The organism is Salinivibrio proteolyticus, from assembly GCF_027286365.1.
Classification (GTDB): Bacteria; Pseudomonadota; Gammaproteobacteria; order Enterobacterales; family Vibrionaceae; genus Salinivibrio; species Salinivibrio proteolyticus.
Map to the genome: position 1 here is coordinate 733,116 of NZ_CP114584.1, position 18,695 is coordinate 751,810.

Annotated in this window: 13 protein-coding genes, 7 tRNA genes and 3 rRNA genes; 15 read left to right on the forward strand and 8 right to left on the reverse strand. The window is 49.7% G+C overall.

The window, feature by feature from the left end; all coding sequences use genetic code 11:
* Window positions 1-84 precede the first annotated feature (84 nt).
* From gmhB to N7E60_RS03615, 11 genes are all read left to right on the forward strand, one after another.
* Complete coding sequence (gmhB, locus tag N7E60_RS03565) at window positions 85-633, forward strand: D-glycero-beta-D-manno-heptose 1,7-bisphosphate 7-phosphatase (protein WP_096631095.1); 549 nt, start codon at window positions 85-87, stop codon at window positions 631-633.
* Window positions 634-1,053: 420 nt separating this feature from the next.
* Window positions 1,054-2,608: ribosomal RNA gene (locus N7E60_RS03570) — 16S ribosomal RNA — on the forward strand.
* A gap of 224 nt (window positions 2,609-2,832) precedes the next feature.
* Window positions 2,833-2,908: transfer RNA gene (locus N7E60_RS03575), tRNA-Glu, on the forward strand.
* 3 nt (window positions 2,909-2,911) lie between these two features.
* Window positions 2,912-2,987, forward strand: a tRNA-Lys gene (locus N7E60_RS03580).
* A gap of 12 nt (window positions 2,988-2,999) precedes the next feature.
* Window positions 3,000-3,075: transfer RNA gene (locus N7E60_RS03585), tRNA-Ala, on the forward strand.
* Between the two features lie 12 nt (window positions 3,076-3,087).
* Window positions 3,088-3,163: transfer RNA gene (locus N7E60_RS03590), tRNA-Val, on the forward strand.
* Window positions 3,164-3,196: 33 nt separating this feature from the next.
* Window positions 3,197-3,272, forward strand: a tRNA-Ala gene (locus N7E60_RS03595).
* Between the two features lie 347 nt (window positions 3,273-3,619).
* Window positions 3,620-6,606: ribosomal RNA gene (locus tag N7E60_RS03600) — 23S ribosomal RNA — on the forward strand.
* A 119-nt stretch (window positions 6,607-6,725) separates the two neighbouring features.
* Window positions 6,726-6,841: ribosomal RNA gene (gene rrf / locus N7E60_RS03605) — 5S ribosomal RNA — on the forward strand.
* The 16S, 23S and 5S rRNA genes sit together here with 7 tRNA genes alongside, the layout of an rRNA operon.
* A gap of 203 nt (window positions 6,842-7,044) precedes the next feature.
* A tRNA-Asp gene (locus N7E60_RS03610) sits at window positions 7,045-7,121 on the forward strand.
* Between the two features lie 8 nt (window positions 7,122-7,129).
* A tRNA-Trp gene (locus tag N7E60_RS03615) sits at window positions 7,130-7,206 on the forward strand.
* Between the two features lie 302 nt (window positions 7,207-7,508).
* Here N7E60_RS03615 and istB read toward each other — a convergent pair.
* From istB to N7E60_RS03630, 3 genes are all read right to left on the reverse strand, one after another.
* A complete protein-coding gene (istB, locus tag N7E60_RS03620; protein WP_269597949.1) occupies window positions 7,509-8,270 on the reverse strand; it encodes an IS21-like element helper ATPase IstB in 762 nt (253 codons plus the stop codon).
* Window positions 8,257-9,297, reverse strand: a complete 1,041-nt coding sequence (gene istA / locus N7E60_RS03625) for an IS21 family transposase (protein ID WP_269598161.1) — start codon at window positions 9,295-9,297, stop codon at window positions 8,257-8,259. The genes istB and istA overlap by 14 nt, the downstream gene beginning before the upstream one ends.
* A gap of 66 nt (window positions 9,298-9,363) precedes the next feature.
* Complete coding sequence (locus tag N7E60_RS03630; RefSeq protein ID WP_269598162.1) at window positions 9,364-9,675, reverse strand: gamma-glutamylcyclotransferase family protein; 312 nt, start codon at window positions 9,673-9,675, stop codon at window positions 9,364-9,366.
* Between the two features lie 186 nt (window positions 9,676-9,861).
* On the opposite strand from N7E60_RS03630, the gene N7E60_RS03635 reads away from it, so the two are divergent.
* A complete protein-coding gene (locus N7E60_RS03635) occupies window positions 9,862-10,704 on the forward strand; it encodes an endonuclease/exonuclease/phosphatase family protein (protein ID WP_269598163.1) in 843 nt (280 codons plus the stop codon).
* Here the strand turns inward: N7E60_RS03635 and N7E60_RS03640 are convergent.
* The 3 genes from N7E60_RS03640 to gloB all read right to left on the reverse strand — a co-directional run bounded on the left by N7E60_RS03640 (window position 10,697) and on the right by gloB (window position 13,786).
* On the reverse strand, window positions 10,697-11,386 hold the full coding sequence (locus N7E60_RS03640; RefSeq protein ID WP_269598164.1) for a YIP1 family protein: 690 nt from the start codon (window positions 11,384-11,386) through the stop codon (window positions 10,697-10,699). The genes N7E60_RS03635 and N7E60_RS03640 overlap by 8 nt on opposite strands.
* Window positions 11,383-12,957, reverse strand: a complete 1,575-nt coding sequence (locus N7E60_RS03645; protein ID WP_269598165.1) for a lytic transglycosylase — start codon at window positions 12,955-12,957, stop codon at window positions 11,383-11,385. The genes N7E60_RS03640 and N7E60_RS03645 overlap by 4 nt, the downstream gene beginning before the upstream one ends.
* A gap of 70 nt (window positions 12,958-13,027) precedes the next feature.
* Window positions 13,028-13,786, reverse strand: coding sequence for a hydroxyacylglutathione hydrolase (gloB, locus tag N7E60_RS03650; RefSeq protein ID WP_069587468.1), 759 nt, complete (start codon window positions 13,784-13,786; stop codon window positions 13,028-13,030).
* Between the two features lie 32 nt (window positions 13,787-13,818).
* On the opposite strand from gloB, the gene N7E60_RS03655 reads away from it, so the two are divergent.
* Window positions 13,819-14,544: a methyltransferase domain-containing protein gene (locus N7E60_RS03655; protein WP_069587467.1), complete on the forward strand. Its 726-nt coding sequence runs from the start codon at window positions 13,819-13,821 to the stop codon at window positions 14,542-14,544.
* An 8-nt stretch (window positions 14,545-14,552) separates the two neighbouring features.
* On the opposite strand, the gene rnhA is transcribed toward N7E60_RS03655, so the two are convergent.
* Window positions 14,553-15,017, reverse strand: coding sequence for a ribonuclease HI (gene rnhA / locus N7E60_RS03660; RefSeq protein WP_269598166.1), 465 nt, complete (start codon window positions 15,015-15,017; stop codon window positions 14,553-14,555).
* 51 nt (window positions 15,018-15,068) lie between these two features.
* On the opposite strand from rnhA, the gene dnaQ reads away from it, so the two are divergent.
* Window positions 15,069-15,791: a DNA polymerase III subunit epsilon gene (gene dnaQ, locus N7E60_RS03665; RefSeq protein ID WP_096631103.1), complete on the forward strand. Its 723-nt coding sequence runs from the start codon at window positions 15,069-15,071 to the stop codon at window positions 15,789-15,791.
* An 8-nt stretch (window positions 15,792-15,799) separates the two neighbouring features.
* Window positions 15,800-17,104 carry a TIGR03503 family protein gene (locus tag N7E60_RS03670; protein WP_077640482.1) on the forward strand — a complete coding sequence of 435 codons (1,305 nt, stop codon included), beginning with the start codon at window positions 15,800-15,802 and terminating at the stop codon, window positions 17,102-17,104.
* Between the two features lie 124 nt (window positions 17,105-17,228).
* Here N7E60_RS03670 and N7E60_RS03675 read toward each other — a convergent pair whose 3' ends face one another.
* Entirely contained in the window at window positions 17,229-18,665 is a 1,437-nt protein-coding gene (locus N7E60_RS03675; protein WP_269598071.1) for an IS1182 family transposase, read from the reverse strand.
* Window positions 18,666-18,695 lie beyond the last annotated feature (30 nt).

Here is an 18,695-nt window from a genome sequence, read left to right on the forward strand (position 1 = left end):
CGCGAGTTTCATTGAGTATGCAAAGATGCAAGCAACCACGCAGCATGTCATAATTATCGCCTGACACTGAATGAGGAATTGTGAGTGAGTTTTCCCGCTGTTTTTATTGATCGCGATGGTGTGGTCAATGTCGACCACGGCTATGTGGCGGATATCGATAATTTTGAGTATATCGAAGGTGTGTTCGACGCATGCCGCGCCCTAAAAGAAAAAGGGTATTTATTAGTGCTGGTGACCAACCAAGCCGGTATCGCCCGTGGTTATTACTCTGAGCAAGACTTTTTGCAGCTAACGGAATGGATGGATTGGAACTTTGCCGACAAGGGCGTGGACTTTGACGGTATTTATTACTGCCCACACCATGCCAGTGAAGGGGTCGGTGAGTATCGGATTGATTGCGATTGTCGCAAACCCAAGCCGGGTATGTTGATTGAGGCTCAGCAGGAGCTCGATATTGATATGTCACGCTCGGTGATGGTCGGTGATAAAGCTGATGACATGAAGGCTGCACAAGCTGCCGGTGTGGCTACCCGTATTCTCGTGAGATCAGGAAAGCCTGTGACCGAGGAAGGGGAATCGTTAGCAACCTGCGTGGTGGATTCCATCGCAGATGTTCCGAGTACATTGAGCTAATTCACACGCGAGCCTATCAGAATCACACTTTTGTACCTTTTTGGTGATAATTTGTTCTAACGGTTAATTTCGTTGAAAAAAAGACTTGCGACTTAAATTTATCACCCTATAATTCGCTCCTCGTTGGCACGGCAAACCGCGCTAACAAACGGCAGCAAAGCCAAGTAAACAAAAAGCTTGACTCACTGCCTCGGTGGCGTAAAATGCCACTCCCGCTCAAGATTGAGCGACGCTCTTTAACAATTTGACCTATGCAATCTGTGTGGGCACTCGTTGAGAATAGACAAAAGATTTATTCGATGAACTGAGTGACCAAACGACAACTTTTACAGTTGTTCGGCACAGTCAATTCGTTTTTCTCTTCGGAGATAAACAGTAATCAGTATTCATTGAGCTGAAACTTCGGTTTCGAAAAAACTTTAATTGAAGAGTTTGATCATGGCTCAGATTGAACGCTGGCGGCAGGCCTAACACATGCAAGTCGAGCGGAAACGGCAGTATTGAAGCTTCGGTGGATTTACTGGACGTCGAGCGGCGGACGGGTGAGTAACGGCTGGGAACCTGCCCTGACGAGGGGGATAACCGTTGGAAACGACGGCTAATACCGCATAATGTCTACGGACCAAAGGTGGCCTCTACATGTAAGCTATCGCGTTGGGATGGGCCCAGTTAGGATTAGCTAGTTGGTAAGGTAATGGCTTACCAAGGCGACGATCCTTAGCTGGTTTGAGAGGATGATCAGCCACACTGGGACTGAGACACGGCCCAGACTCCTACGGGAGGCAGCAGTGGGGAATATTGCACAATGGGGGAGACCCTGATGCAGCCATGCCGCGTGTGTGAAGAAGGCCTTCGGGTTGTAAAGCACTTTCAGCAGTGAGGAAGGTAGTGTACTTAATACGTGCATTGCTTGACGTTAGCTGCAGAAGAAGCACCGGCTAACTCCGTGCCAGCAGCCGCGGTAATACGGAGGGTGCGAGCGTTAATCGGAATTACTGGGCGTAAAGCGCATGCAGGCGGTTTGTTAAGTCAGATGTGAAAGCCCGGGGCTCAACCTCGGAACCGCATTTGAAACTGGCAGGCTAGAGTCTTGTAGAGGGGGGTAGAATTTCAGGTGTAGCGGTGAAATGCGTAGAGATCTGAAGGAATACCAGTGGCGAAGGCGGCCCCCTGGACAAAGACTGACGCTCAGATGCGAAAGCGTGGGTAGCAAACAGGATTAGATACCCTGGTAGTCCACGCCGTAAACGATGTCTACTTGGAGGCTGAGGTTTAAGACTTTGGCTTTCGGAGCTAACGCATTAAGTAGACCGCCTGGGGAGTACGGCCGCAAGGTTAAAACTCAAATGAATTGACGGGGGCCCGCACAAGCGGTGGAGCATGTGGTTTAATTCGATGCAACGCGAAGAACCTTACCTACTCTTGACATCCAGCGAATCCTTTAGAGATAGAGGAGTGCCTTCGGGAGCGCTGAGACAGGTGCTGCATGGCTGTCGTCAGCTCGTGTTGTGAAATGTTGGGTTAAGTCCCGCAACGAGCGCAACCCTTATCCTTGTTTGCCAGCGAGTAATGTCGGGAACTCCAGGGAGACTGCCGGTGATAAACCGGAGGAAGGTGGGGACGACGTCAAGTCATCATGGCCCTTACGAGTAGGGCTACACACGTGCTACAATGGCAGATACAGAGGGCAGCGAGACAGCGATGTTAAGCGAATCCCTTAAAGTTTGTCGTAGTCCGGATTGGAGTCTGCAACTCGACTCCATGAAGTCGGAATCGCTAGTAATCGCAGATCAGAATGCTGCGGTGAATACGTTCCCGGGCCTTGTACACACCGCCCGTCACACCATGGGAGTGGGCTGCACCAGAAGTAGATAGCTTAACCTTCGGGAGGGCGTTTACCACGGTGTGGTTCATGACTGGGGTGAAGTCGTAACAAGGTAGCCCTAGGGGAACCTGGGGCTGGATCACCTCCTTACTGACGCTATTCTTGCGAGTGTTCACACAGATTGTATAGGTTGAAAGTATAAAGAGAGGTTTGGCATCCCAATGCCAAACACGCCTAGGAATTATTGCTTAGGCGTGATGATTTGCTTGGATAGCAAGGCGCTTGAAGTGCGAATGGCCTGAGCATAGAAAAACTATGTGATTGGCTGAGCAATGAAAGCAACGCAGCTAGAGAAGATAAATCATCCGCATAAAGTCCCATTCGTCTAGAGGCCTAGGACACCGCCCTTTCACGGCGGTAACAGGGGTTCGACTCCCCTATGGGACGCCACTTGGGTTGTTAGCTCAGTTGGTAGAGCAGTTGACTTTTAATCAATTGGTCACAGGTTCGAATCCTGTACAACCCACCATTTCTCAGACGCGGGGCTATAGCTCAGCTGGGAGAGCGCTTGCATGGCATGCAAGAGGTCGGCGGTTCGATCCCGCCTAGCTCCACCAAGTCTGAAGGATGGGCGATTAGCTCAGTTGGGAGAGCACCTCCCTTACAAGGAGGGGGTCACTGGTTCGAGCCCGGTATCGCCCACCATTTCTCTTTCAAAGAGAAAAGCCATATTATATTGGGGCTATAGCTCAGCTGGGAGAGCGCCTGCTTTGCACGCAGGAGGTCTGCGGTTCGATCCCGCATAGCTCCACCACTTTATTATTCGTTTTTCACAGCAGTTATCTCCTGTTGCGAAAAGCTGTGTCTGAAAGCAAATAATAAAGTGGTTTGTCTTTATGATAGACACACATGCTCTTTAACAATCTGGAAAGCTGACAAGTCATTCTTTAAGAATGACAGTAAAGTTCTCAATCAGTGACAGAAATGTCACTCACACAATCAAGTGTGCTTGGGCTTTGTCTTAGTGATAAGCAAAGTCTCTATTTTGAGTCCGGCAAAAACAAAACCTTAATTAGTTGATGATTCAACACTCAGTGGTTTTGCGACGTAGATTTCTTTTTTAGACAATCTCGCCGTAAATAAAACCTCTTGGGGTTGTATGGTTAAGTGACTAAGCGTAGACGGTGGATGCCTTGGCAGTCAGAGGCGATGAAGGACGTATTAACTTGCGATAAGCCCAGATAAGGCAGTAAAAGCCATTTGAGTCTGGGATTTCCGAATGGGGAAACCCACCTGCATAAGCAGGTATCTTAGCGTGAATACATAGCGCTAAGAGGCGAACTCGGGGAACTGAAACATCTAAGTACCCGAAGGAAAAGAAATCAATTGAGATTCCGGCAGTAGCGGCGAGCGAACCCGGAGCAGCCCTTAAGTGGCTTAGGCGTTAGGTGAACAGGTTGGAAAACCTGGCAATAAAGGGTGATAGCCCCGTAACCGACAGCGCCTTAGTCGTGAAAACGAGTAGGACGGGACACGTGATATCTTGTCTGAACATGGGGGGACCATCCTCCAAGGCTAAATACTCCTGACTGACCGATAGTGAACCAGTACCGTGAGGGAAAGGCGAAAAGAACCCCTGTGAGGGGAGTGAAATAGAACCTGAAACCGTCTACGTACAAGCAGTGGGAGCTCCATCACTAAGACACCTTACCTTAGTGAGACGCAATCACTTTGTTTATTGGGTTAACCACGCGCAGCGTGGGTCAACCGCCCAATCAAGCAGAGGTGACTTAGTGATGGGGTGACCGCGTACCTTTTGTATAATGGGTCAGCGACTTAATGTTAGTAGCAAGGTTAACCGCATAGGGGAGCCGTAGGGAAACCGAGTCCTAACTGGGCGTGTAGTTGCTAGCATTAGACCCGAAACCGAGTGATCTAGCCATGGGCAGGTTGAAGGTTGAGTAACATCAACTGGAGGACCGAACTCACTAACGTTGAAAAGTTAGGAGATGACCTGTGGCTAGGGGTGAAAGGCCAATCAAACTCGGAGATAGCTGGTTCTCCCCGAAAGCTATTTAGGTAGCGCCTCGGACGAATACTACTGGGGGTAGAGCACTGTTAAGGCTAGGGGGTCATCCCGACTTACCAACCCTTTGCAAACTCCGAATACCAGTAAGTACTATCCGGGAGACACACGGCGGGTGCTAACGTCCGTCGTGGAGAGGGAAACAACCCAGACCGCCAGCTAAGGTCCCAAAGTTATCGCTAAGTGGGAAACGATGTGGGAAGGCTCAGACAGCCAGGATGTTGGCTTAGAAGCAGCCATCATTTAAAGAAAGCGTAATAGCTCACTGGTCGAGTCGGCCTGCGCGGAAGATGTAACGGGGCTAAGCGATACACCGAAGCTGCGGCAATGTCCTTATGGATATTGGGTAGGGGAGCGTTGTGTAAGCTGTTGAAGGTGTGCTGAGAGGCATGCTGGAGGTATCACAAGTGCGAATGCTGACATGAGTAACGATAAAGGGGGTGAAAAACCTCCTCGCCGGAAGACCAAGGGTTCCTGTCCAACGTTAATCGGGGCAGGGTAAGTCGGCCCCTAAGGCGAGGCCGAAAGGCGTAGTCGATGGGAAACGGGTTAATATTCCCGTACTGCTGCTTACTGCGATGGGGGGACGGAGAAGGCTAGGTGGGCCTGGCGATGGTAGTCCAGGTTCAAGTGCGTAGGCTGATTTCTTAGGCAAATCCGGGAAATCAAGGCCGAGACACGATGTCGAGCCACCAAGGTGGTGAAGTCATTGATGCCATGCTTCCGGGAAAAGCCTCTAAGCTTCAGGTAAGTAGCAACCGTACTCCAAACCGACACAGGTGGTCGGGTAGAGAATACCAAGGCGCTTGAGAGAACTCGGGTGAAGGAACTAGGCAAAATGGTACCGTAACTTCGGGAGAAGGTACGCTGCCCGCGGTGAAGTCCCTTGCGGATGGAGCTATGGGCAGTCGCAGATACCAGGTGGCTGCAACTGTTTATTAAAAACACAGCACTGTGCAAAATCGAAAGATGACGTATACGGTGTGACGCCTGCCCGGTGCCGGAAGGTTAATTGATGTGGTTATCGCAAGAGAAGCCATTGATCGAAGCCCCGGTAAACGGCGGCCGTAACTATAACGGTCCTAAGGTAGCGAAATTCCTTGTCGGGTAAGTTCCGACCTGCACGAATGGCGTAATGATGGCCACGCTGTCTCCACCCGAGACTCAGTGAAATTGAAATCGCAGTGAAGATGCTGTGTACCCGCGGCTAGACGGAAAGACCCCGTGAACCTTTACTACAGCTTGGCACTGAACATTGAGCCTACATGTGTAGGATAGGTGGGAGGCTTTGAAGCGGCGACGCCAGTTGCTGTGGAGCCATCCTTGAAATACCACCCTTGTATGTTTGATGTTCTAACTTAGCCCCGTTATCCGGGGTGAGGACAGTGCCTGGTGGGTAGTTTGACTGGGGCGGTCTCCTCCCAAAGAGTAACGGAGGAGCACGAAGGTGGGCTAATCACGGTCGGACATCGTGAGGTTAGTGCAATGGCATAAGCCCGCTTAACTGCGAGAGTGACGGCTCGAGCAGGTACGAAAGTAGGTCATAGTGATCCGGTGGTTCTGAATGGAAGGGCCATCGCTCAACGGATAAAAGGTACTCCGGGGATAACAGGCTGATACCGCCCAAGAGTTCATATCGACGGCGGTGTTTGGCACCTCGATGTCGGCTCATCACATCCTGGGGCTGAAGTCGGTCCCAAGGGTATGGCTGTTCGCCATTTAAAGTGGTACGCGAGCTGGGTTTAGAACGTCGTGAGACAGTTCGGTCCCTATCTGCCGTGGGCGTTGGATGATTGAGGGGAGCTGCTCCTAGTACGAGAGGACCGGAGTGGACGAACCGCTGGTGTTCGGGTTGTGTCGCCAGACGCATTGCCCGGTAGCTAAGTTCGGCACAGATAAGCGCTGAAAGCATCTAAGCGCGAAGCTGGCCCCGAGATGAGTCATCCCTAGAGCTTCGAGCTCTCTAAAGGGTTGTCGTAGACGACGACGTTGATAGGCAGGGTGTGTAAGCGCTGTGAGGCGTTGAGCTAACCTGTACTAATTGCCCGTGAGGCTTAACCATACAACACCCAAGAGGTTTTGGGTTGGACTTAAAATAAGCCAGTTGATTGTGGCGAGAACGAACAGCTTTCTAGGTTTATGGTTTTCACTTTTAGAAAAGTGAAGACACACAAAATTTTGCTTGGCGACCATAGCGCTTTGGACCCACCTGACTCCATGCCGAACTCAGTAGTGAAACGAAGCAGCGCCGATGGTAGTGTGGGGTCTCCCCATGTGAGAGTAGGACATCGCCAGGCTTTGATTATAAATTGTGACTGTTGCTTGCGATTTTTGATAGCTGCGATGCTCATGTACTGACCGTACACTGCGCGTCTCGATTCAAAATCCTCATCGCATCAAACAAGATAATCTAATTAGAGCTTAATATTGGGCTTTAGTTAGCAAATATTTAAGCATCAAAGCAATTAAGTGTAAGACTTTGGTGAAACAGAATTGGTGCGGAGTGGTAGTTCAGTTGGTTAGAATACCGGCCTGTCACGCCGGGGGTCGCGGGTTCGAGTCCCGTCCACTCCGCCACTATTTATAGGGGTGTAGCTCCAATTGGCAGAGCAGCGGATTCCAAATCCGCGTGTTGGGGGTTCGAATCCCTCCACCCCTGCCATCTAAAAAGCACCGACATTTGTCGGTGCTTTTTTTTGATCTAAATATTACCGGTCGAACCCATCTATTTCTGCTACTCAAAAAGCACTGACGCTTGTCGGTGCTTTTGACTGTCTGACAGCGCTAATAGTTTTTGGCGACAAACTGGCTTGGGCCTGCTTCTTCTGGCTGATGACTGAAGCAGAGCTCATAAGTGAAGGCGGTTATGGTCTGTACCATATCCATATTTGGTTGATGTCAACGATCACCGAAAACTGATCCACTTTTAGCTTAAAAACGATCAATCAAAATTGATCCACCCTTTTAGTCAGGTATTGCTCCTGAGCGTTGTTTATCTTTCAATCGATAACTATCACCACTTAACTGCAGAACATGGGAGTGGTGAAGTAGTCGATCTAACATCGCTGCCGTTAATGTCGCATCATCGGCAAATGCGCTTGGCCATTGGCCAAACGATAGATTACTGGTCAAAATAATGCTGCCATACTCATAGCGCTTAGCGATCACATTAAAAAATAGGTTCGCTTCTTCTCGTCCAAATGGCAGGTAACCGATTTCATCAATGATCAATAACCTTGGGGCCATCACGGAGCGAGAGAGGTATTGCTTCAGCTTGTTTTGCCGTTTAGCGGTCGATAATTGCAGCATCAAATCAGCAGCAGTGATAAAGCGCGTTTTCTTTCTAGCCTGTACGGCTTTTAGTCCCAACCCGATAGCTAAATGCGTTTTACCGACACCGCTTGGTCCAAGTAGCACCACGTTTTCATTACGTTCAATGAAGGTCAGCGCACTTAATTCTTGTATCTGCTGTTTCGGGACGCCGGTGGCGAACTTAAAATCAAACGTACTTAACTCTTTATGCGCGGGAAAACCTGCCATACGACTGAAAAGCTGTCGGGTTCGCTCGTCTCGTTGTTGTTGCTCGCTTTCCAATAACGCGCGTAGAAATTCACCATAACTCTTTTCTTGAGCAATACATTGCTCAGCCAACGATGGCCAAGAGGCGGCAACAGAGCTGAGTTTCAGTGAGTCACAGAGATGACCTATTTGTTCATGCAGTAGCATGGTCACCTCCAAACAACGCTTCGTAAACGTTCATGGGATGTTGTAGATTGATGGACTCTCGTGGCGGCACAATACGGATATCTGGGGCACACTTGTGTTGGCTTGCACCCTGAACGAACTTTGGCAGAGGAAGTAACTGTTTCACTTCTTCTCGCAAGCGCTCAGCAGGGACAGCTAACGTGGTGCCATGAATGCGTTGATTCGCCACACGTTGTAACCATGGGCCGACTTTTGCGTTGGCTATTTGTACATCCAGCTCGAGATTTTGCGCGCGCAATTCGGCGCTAAGTGGCACAACGAAGCTGTTTTTTAAGTAGTGGTTAAAACGCTCAACTTTCCCCTTGGTCTTAGCTCGATAGGGTTTACAAGCAACCAGCTTAAAGCCGTAGTCTTTCGACATCTGTAGCATCTCATCATGCAACTTATGTTCGCCTTGTGCATAAGCATCTCGCTCAATGATGAGCGCTTTAGCGTTGTCACACAGCACTTGCTCGGGTACTCTACCGAAATACTCAAACGCTTCTTTTAAACCTTGTTGCCATGCATGCGCACGCTCGTTATCAAAGAATTTGACGAAAGTGGCGCGCGAGTAACCTAACGTTGCGACAAAGGCTTTGAGCGGCCGTTTACCGAGACGAATGGTGGTAAAGTCGATTTGCATTTGCTGCCCTGGTAGCGTTTCAAAACGGACAACCGGCTCAGGAGTGGAACAAAGCTTAAACTGACACACAAAGCGTCGGAGCTGAGCAATACCGCCTGGATAACCGCGTTGGACGACCTCGTCAAACAAGACGGTGGCAGGTATCCAATCGGGTTTGGCCTGCTCAATTCGTTGGACGAGATAGGGTTTAAAGGGCGCTAGTTTTGTCGCGGGTTGTGCTCGTTGCGCGTAATTGGGCATCTGATGCTGCTGCAAATGATGCTTTACGGTGTTACGAGAGATGCCTAATTGACGGGCAATTTTACGAATACTTTGGCCTTGTGCAAAGTGAACATGAATATCCACAAATGTCTCCTTGGTTAACATAAATCACCCGTACAAAAAATAAACGGATGATACCAAGTGGATCAGTTTTCGATGATCGTTAGTGGATCAGTTTTGCATGATCGGTGACAGTTGATAACGAATTTCTACAATAACGCGTTGATAGCCCGCCCCTTCGAATTCATCTAATTGGGGGATGGTCGTCGTGAGGTCTTTTGCTTTTAGCAACCAACCGTGCACGATATCGTCGGGATTGTCACTGAGTTCAATCCCTGGATAGCCTTTTGCCGATCCCCACCCACGATCCGTGCGTACTGCTTGTAATGTAGCGGGATACCAGTCTCCTTGAACATCAGCAAGTAGATAATGATTCCGTTCCCCCGGACACAGGGTGCCATACACAAATAGATTATTGAGCATGTGGCGTCGCTCCTTGAATGTATATTGTTATTATTGCTTTCACATCCTATCTCTGGGGCTCGATTATCGGCAAGTCATAAAGTGAGATCTTTGCTTGTATTTTAACCGCAAGACGCGCAAAATCGGCGCCCGAACTGATGGCAGGTTATACTCACAGTGGCTGAGTAATCAATAGTGGTAGACGTGATGAAACGGCGAATTGGTAAAGCGATGGCGTGGGGCACAGCGATTCTAGTGCCGGCCGCTGTGGTGGGTGTAAATGGCTATTTTACCGTGCCAGATAGTACCCAGTTGCATACCGTCTCAGGTATTCACCGGCAATGTGTTGATTATATTCATGCTTCTCCATTGGATGAAGACGGGCATTTTTCATTATTGGTGTGGAATATTTATAAACAGCAACGTCCTCATTGGGAGACGGCGCTGAGTCAATATCGTGATCCTCACCGGTTAATGTTATTGCAAGAAGCCAGTTTTGGTCCTCAGCTTGCTCGCTGGATAAACCAAGCGTCACTTCACTACGATCAAGCTTATGCGTTTGCTATGCAAGATGCTGTGGCTGGGGTGATGAATTTGTCTCAGGTTAATCCGATGCATAGCTGTGCATATACCGCCGTTGAACCTTATCTAAGGCTGCCGAAAAGTGCTTTGTACAGCGAATATCAACTGTCTAATGGTCAGCGACTGGCAGTGGTAAATATTCATAGCATTAACTTTACGTACGCCATGTCAGCGTATAAGAAACAGCTGGCGGCGTTAGAAAAAGTGCTCGCGCAGGTTGAAGGGCCGATTATTCTCGCTGGGGACTTCAATACTTGGTCTCAGCGTCGTTTAGAGGCGGTAAGGGCAATGGTCTCTAGATTATCGCTTCAGGAAATGGCGTTTAGCCCGGATGAGCGGATCACGAAATTTGGCTTGCCCTTGGATCATGTTTTTTATCGAGGATTAGTGGTGGAAGGCGCAAAAGCGTTGGATAACGGCGCCTCCGATCATACTCCGATGGAGGCGCAGTTGAAGGTGATTAGCTAACGGCAATCATCAGGGCCCATCCCCCAAAGACGGCAAACCAAGGCAGGGTGGCAACCACAATCGCTTTACCTTGTTCAAGCGGCGTCCAGAGGGCCAAGACGGTAATACTGAGCACCCAATACCAAGGAAGAAGAATGGGTAGACTCGCCGCCCAAGCACTCCACTCTGACGTCAACGGCAGTTTTAACAGTCCGTTAAGGCTGTTGAGATCTGCGTGGGCAGGTAGAATAAAACTCGGTGACAACATCATATTGGTATAGCTGGCCAGATCACCCACGATGGCGGGTAGTAGGATAAAGCTGGTTGCCGCAAGCCAATGTCGGTAGCCAAAAGTTGGTGCTTCTTGTTTAGTGGCAAGACGGAACCAAAGTGCCAGCGCGAAGATGACCGCCGCGCGTCCAAACCAGTCTCCTAGCACCTCTGACGCCAATAGGGTCTCACGCTCCAACCATTGCTGGGCATCGCCTTCGGACATAGAGAGTGTTTGAATTAACACTCGCTGAAGGGTAGCCAGATCCGTGTGGTCGAAATAGGCGTTCCAAAACGCCATTGAGCTAAAGCACAGTAATAAGTACGCCAGCCACGCCCATGCAGGACGCTGGCTCAATGCGGCAAAGCAGGCACTCGGCCGGATTATGATATCACGCAAGGCGAACAAAGGGTTAGAGGACGCTACCATCATGAGCCGCTACTCCGCGAGATATCAATATGCAGGGTGAGGCGCTGGCCCGGCTGAATATAGGCGTTCTTGCGTAGCTGATTCCACTTAACCAGATCAGACACGGACACATTGTAACGCTGCGCAATGCTGCTTAGGGAGTCGCCTTGGCGAATCTGATAAGTGATGGTACGAACACGTTTTGCGTTATCGTTTTTATCCCAAACGACCAGCTTTTGCCCAATACTCAAGGTATCTCGAGGACTCATGCCATTCCATTTTGCCAGTTGTCGGTAGTCAACGTCATAACGGCGAGCAATTGTCCAGAAACTATCCCCTTTACGCACGGTATGGGTCCGTTTGTAACCGTCGCGCTCAGCGGCTTGTAATGCAGCAAGGCGCTGAGGGGCGCTTAAGGTGTACTGAGATTCGTCTTTCAATGAGACTGGGATCATCAGAGGCTGACCGACACGGATACGTGTGGTACTCAGTTGGTTAGCGCGCTGTAGTACCTTGACCGTCGTGTTGTAGTGGGCGGCAATTTCACTCAGGCTATCGCCCGATTGGACGTAATAACGCTCCACACGTAGCCCTTGGTTGTTATTTTTCGCCAGTTCGGTGTTGAAACGATCGACTTTATCGATGGGAAGTAACAAGTGGGTCGGACCGGCAGGCGCGGTTGCCCAGTGGTTGTAAGCCGGATTAAGGCTTTGTAACTCTGACACGCTCAGGCCAGCATAGTTGGCTGCCAGTGCTAGGTCCATTTGGATATTGGGTTCAACCAATGCCAGTGCAGGTTTGTTCGCGATGGCGGGAACCTCAAGGCCATATTTATCTTTATGACGAATGACGTCGCCAAGTGCAATCAGCTTGGGGACGTAGCTACTGGTTTCTTTGGGTAAATCGAGGTGCCAAAAGTCGATTGGCTTGCCCCGTTTCTCATTGTTACGAATCGCACGAGCAACGCGCCCTTCACCGGAATTGTAGGCGGCAATAGCGTGAAGCCAATTGCCGTCAAACATACCGTTAAGGTATTCCAAGTAGTCCAAGGCGGCATCGGTGGCTTTGGCCACATCACGACGACCGTCATACCACCAATTTTGCTCCAGTCCGAAGCGTTCACCGGTTGCTGGTACAAACTGCCATAAGCCAGCGGCACGACCGTGAGAGTAAGCAAATTGATCAAACGAGCTTTCGACGATAGGTAGCAATGCGATCTCAAGCGGCATATTGCGCGCTTCTACTTTCTCAACAATTAAGTGCAAGAAAGGAGTGGCACGTTCCGCGACGGTGGCAATGTGGTTTGGATATTTTAGGTACCAATTGCGGTACTGGCGGATAGCGCTGTTATTAGGGACGGGCAGTGACAGCTGCATGCTGATTCGTTGCCACACATCCTCCTGCATTTGCGGTGAAAGTACCGTTGGTGTCGCTGGGGTCGGTTGTTTCTTGGTCGCGGAAACGGTCGGTGTTGCTTTAACCGGAGTAGCCGCGACTGGGGTCTTTTTTGTTGCGATATCCGTATTCTGAGCATCACCTGTCAGCTGACAGCCGCTCAGCAACAGGGTGCTCAAGATAACAAAACGGTACTTCATTGCATAAAACCTTCGTCCAAAATAGCCGATGATAATAGGGGCTGGCTCTATTGATGACAAGAGACTCAGCTCAAAATTCGTCCTTCCACTGCCGCAGAGCCCTGAATACTTCTAGCTCACTGTCATCAGTGGCTCGGCCACTCACCGCTTGAATCACAGTCGGTTCGCTCGTTCGTAAAAATGGGTTTATGCGCCGTTCGCGCTCAATGGTACTCGGTAGAGTCTGTTTTTGCTGCGCACGCAACCTATTTACTTCTTCTCTATACAAATGTAGCGCATCATTTTCCGGTTCAACGGTTAATGCGAAAGCGACGTTGGCCGCCGTGTATTCATGTGCACAAAAAACCTGAGTTTCGATGGGTAAGGATGCAAGCTTTTTCAATGAGTTAACGGCTTGTTCTGCGGTGCCACCGAGTAAGCGGCCGCATCCTGCTGAAAATAGAGCATCACCGCAGAATAGCTTACCATCGCCGACAAACGCGATATGATCCTCGGTATGGCCTTCTACGCCCACCACCAGAAAACGGTGATCAAACACATCGATCTGGTCACCGTCTTTCACTGCCATCGTAAGTCGAGGGATAGGCTTTACATCGGGACCTATCACCGCAGCACTTGGCGCAAAGCGTACTAAATCTTCAATGCCATTGGTGTGATCCCAGTGATGGTGTGTGATTAAAATGCAGGATAAGGTCAACTCATGTGCCTGAATGTAGTCGATAACTTGATGTGCTTCACCCGGATCGACCACCGCACAACGGTTATCTTCACTAATAATGAGCCATATGTAATTATCGTTAAATGCAGGTATGCTTTTGACACTGAGCATTGGGTTCTCCAGCAATAGAATGAGCCTTGACCATGAAACCAGCGCGCATCGATTATCACTATGATTACCCCTATACGTGGGACCAAGTTGCGTATGGGGATTGGACACGAGCGCAGTTACAAACGCGTTTAGATGAATGTTTGCCTAACCTGTTTGGCTACCATTTACTGAAGCTCGGCGGGCTAAGCTGCGAACTGGTCAGCCAACAGTGTAACATTCAACACCAAGTCTGTGTGGATAAACGTAATCCAATGCGCAACTTAACCGCAGACCATTATGCGCTTCCTTTCATCGAAAAATCGTTTGATGCGTGCTTGCTGGCTCATCAGCTCGACTATAGCGATGATCCTCACCGGCTGCTGCGTGAGGTGGATCGCGTGATGATTGACGATGGATATCTTATTTTATCCGGCGTCAACCCGACCAGCGTGATGGGAATCAAGCGTGTATTGCGGGGACGCGGCCAGCGACTGCCATGGAGTGGACGTATGTTTTCTCCACTGAGGATCCGCGATTGGCTAAGTGTGATGAATTATGAGGTGACCACTGCAACGCACTTTGGTTTGTGGCCAACGAAACAGCCCAAGGCGAGACACGCTTGGGTAGAAAGCAGCTTTGCTGAATTCACGCCCTTTGTCGGCTGCGTCTACTTTATTATCGCCCGTAAACGCAGCTATCCGTTAAAACCCATCAAACCACGCTGGAAGCTGAAAAAAGCCGTTGCGCCTTTAGGTGGAGTCGTGCCAAACGGTGGATAAAAACCTGCTTATTGCGGCTGATACCCTTCATCAACCAGAGTAGGGTGATTGGCCGCCTCTCGGGCTAATTCATCACAGCGTTCGTTTTCTGGGTGGCCAGCGTGGCCTTTTACCCAATTCCAAGTCACCGTATGCTTGGCGGCCGCAGCATCGAGTTGCTGCCATAACTCAGCGTTTTTCACTGGCTTTTTATCTGCAGTTTTCCACTGACGTTTTTTCCAATTATGGATCCATTGTGTGATCCCTTGGCGCACGTATTGGCTGTCTGTGGTAAGCACGACCTCGCATGACGCGGTAAGGGCGTTCAGTCCGACGATAGCCGCCATGAGCTCCATACGATTATTCGTTGTGAGGGTATAACCGGCGCTCAAGGTTTTTTCGTGCTGTTTATAACGCATCACCACACCGTAACCACCGGGACCTGGGTTACCGAGGCATGAACCGTCTGTGAAAATTTCTACCTGCTTGGTCATCTTTGGTACTATCGGGAATTAGAATCTGCCAAGTTTGACATAAGTATTGCCATGAAAGCGAATTACGATCGCCTTGTTGTTCTTGATACCGAAACCACAGGTATGAACCGCGAAGGTGGCCCTCATTACCAGGGACACAACATTATCGAAATCGGCGCGGTTGAAATTATCAATCGTAAGCTAACCGGTCGGCACTTTCATGCCTACATTAAACCGACACGTGCGATTGATCCTGAAGCTATTGAAGTACACGGTATCACGGATGCTTTTCTCGCCGACAAACCGACATACGCCGATGTGCATCAGGCATTTGTGTCCTTTGTAGAAGGGGCGGAGCTAATTGCCCACAATGCGCCCTTTGACGTCGGCTTCATGGACTACGAGTTTAAAAACCTGGGAGTGGCGTTAAAGACGAGCGAGATCTGTTCAATTACCGATACCCTTGCTATGGCGAAGAAAATCTTCCCGGGTAAGCGCAATAACTTAGATATTTTATGTGAGCGCTATGGTATTGATAATTCTCGCCGCACGTTGCACGGGGCATTACTTGATGCCGAGATCTTAGCCGACGTTTACTTACTGATGACGGGCGGGCAAACCAGCCTGTCTTTTAACGCGGGAACCGATACGGACAATGCGAGCCCAATGGCGCCGCGTTCGGTCAAACGTCAGAAACCGCTAAAGATTATCCCCGCATCCGCCGATGAACTAAGTGCACACGAAGCGCGTTTAGATTTTATTGAGCAAAATGGTAGCTGTCTTTGGCGACAGTAGGAGAGCACATGAAAAAGCGGTGGTGGACTGCCTGTCTTTGTATCCCATTATTGGCGCAAGCCAGTGAGCAAGAAATACGTCTGCTGGAAAACCGCTTTCGGGTTGATCCTACCATTGAGCGTGCCGCGTTCGTGATTTACCGAGAAGATCCCAGTGTCCCTGTGGTCCTGGTGCGCCCCGATGGCACTAAGTACTACGCATGGCGACATCCGGATAAAGTTTCTTGGCACCAAGAATCGGACATGGACATCGTTTCTATCACTGATCCCATGCCCGGTCCGTGGCAAGCGATTGGCCGAGTTAGCCCTGATAACAAAGTAAAAGTGCTAAGCGATCTGCGTATGCAGGTTGATGATCTTCCTCCGCGTTTATATCAGGGGGAAACGGTGAAATTCACGGCGCGATTAAAGCTTGGCGATGAGCCTCTCATCCTGCGCGATTTCATCGAGCGCGTTGATTTGAATGTCACCTTTACCGAGTACGTCGAAGATCCTGAATCGCTCAACCCTGATCAGCGCCCTCAGCCTCGCTCACTCGGGCATTTTAGTGACGACGGGACGGGGTTAGATGAAAAGCCCAATGATGGTATCTTCACCGTCGCACTGCCGGTGAATGTGATGCCCGGTAAATACCGAGCGCGTGTGACGTCAGGCAATGGCATTTTTTTCCGCACCTTAGAGCAAGAAGTGCTGGTGTACCCGACGCCATTGATGGCGACGTTTAAACAAAGCCAAATTGATGATGAGCCACACAAGCTGGTTATTCAGGCCGAGGAGGCCAGTATTGAGCCGGGTAGCATATCGGTGCATGCTAAATTTATCGACACGGAAGGGAAGACCACAGTTTACCAAACATCGAACGATGATAAATCCATGACGATGACACTGGACATCCCGTATGCATCCACGCCGGGCCAGTACAAATGGAGCAGTATGCTTTATGCGACGGATTTATTGTCAGGCCGACCGCTGGTTTTTAGTTTACCTGAGCAGACGTTTGCGGTGACCGATTATGAAGCGCTTGAACAAGCAGAAGCCGAGCGGTTGGCGCGAGAGCGCGAATTGCAAGCGGCAGCGGAAGAGCGGCGTCGTGAGCGAGAGAAGGAAAAGGCACGCACGACATCGTTACTGATTATCGGTGTAGGGAATCTATTGATTCTTCTGCTCGGCGCAGCGGTTTGGTTTGTGTTGAAAAAGCGCAAAGCCCGGAAGCTCGCTGAAGCGGCTCAAGAGTTGGAAGCGCCGCCACCCGATGAAGGTGCGCGTGAAGAGATGGGCGATGAGTTGGACATGGATAAACCGGATAAAGAATAAAAAAGAGAAGTAAAGAATAAAAAAAGAGAAGGCAATTGCCTTCTCAGATTGCTGACGAACCCCGCCTTTTTAGGCGGGGTTCTTTTTGATAAGCGGCCGTAGGCCGCGATCGCGATATTTTTTGTTAGAGAGTGGTCGTTACCGACCAACGCCTAAATTGGCGGATAGAAGCCAGTATTTGCCTTATATCCGCCATGTTAAAGCCACATTTTCTTAGATAGCTCACCACTAACGCTATCTTCTTGATGTTTTGAGCAGCCGCCGCCAGCCAGCATTGCATTTGCACATTTGCAAGCCCTCGGAAGCGTGCGTAGCGATGCCCATGATGCTGCTTAGCGTCGGCGAAGCTTCGCTCCACAGTCTCACTTCGTCGCTTGTATATCTTTTTGCCATAACGAGACAGTCGCATTTCATTGGCACGCTCGACTGCATCAGTGTAAAGATGACGCGTGATGACCTTTTGCATGGTCTTACTTTGCGTACAGTCGTTTCTAACCGGACAGAACGCACACTGCTTTGGGTCTGAGTGATAAGTACGATAGCCGGCTCTTGTGGTTGTTTTATAGATAAGCGTTTGCCCTTTGGGGCAGCGATATGTGTCGGTTTTCTTATCGTATGTGAAGTGTTTTTTCTTGAACGTATTCTTCGTTCGAGAAGGGCGACGATAGCCGAATACGCCAAGAATGCTGCGACGCTCTAAGGATTCGGCAACCGGTGCCGTGAAGTAGCCAGCATCGATGCCCACGGCAATAGGATTGAGGTTAAATTGCGTGAGTGTGTGGTCAAGGCGATGGATATACGGTTGTGAGTCGTTGACATTCCCTGGGGTTGTATACGTATCGACGATGATACCGTGCTTACCATCAACGGTCCTATGGTCAAGATAGAAGAAGCCTTGGGGCTTATTATCTCTGGTCATAAAACCACTTTCAGGGTCAGTCGTACTCACTTTTGTGTTTTTGACGTCCGTTTTTAATGGCGCGTCCTTGAACGGCTTTTTTCCTTCTGCTTTGCGGTCACAGGCGATGTCTTCATCCAACATCTCTAGGTAAGCGCCGGCGCTCACCGGGCGCAGTTTATTCACATGCTTATTTTTGTTCGCACTGGCTTTAAGGTGTGTGCTATCGGTATACAGCTCTTGCCCTGCGACTAAGCCCTTCTCCATGGCTTGAACCACAATATGGTTGAATATGCGTTCGAAGACATCCGTGCCATTAAAGCGACGAATACGATTTTGGCTCAGCGTGGACGCATGGATGACCTTCTCTGTCAGCGACATACGCAAGAACCAACGATAAGCAACGTTGACTTCAATTTCTTTAACAAGCTGGCGCTCGCTTTTGATGCCGAAGAGATAGCCAAGCAGGATGATTTTAAATAAGCGAACGGGGTCAACGGGTGGACGGCCATTATCTTTGCAATAAAGGTGGGCGACTTCATCTCGAATAAACTCGAAGTCGATGGCACGGTCGATTTTACGAACAAGATGGTCTTTGGGAACAAGTTGTTCCATCGTCACCATTTCAAGTTCATATTGGTGTGGAGAAGGTTCTTGAAGCATACCGGAGCATCCCTATTGCGACACTCCTAT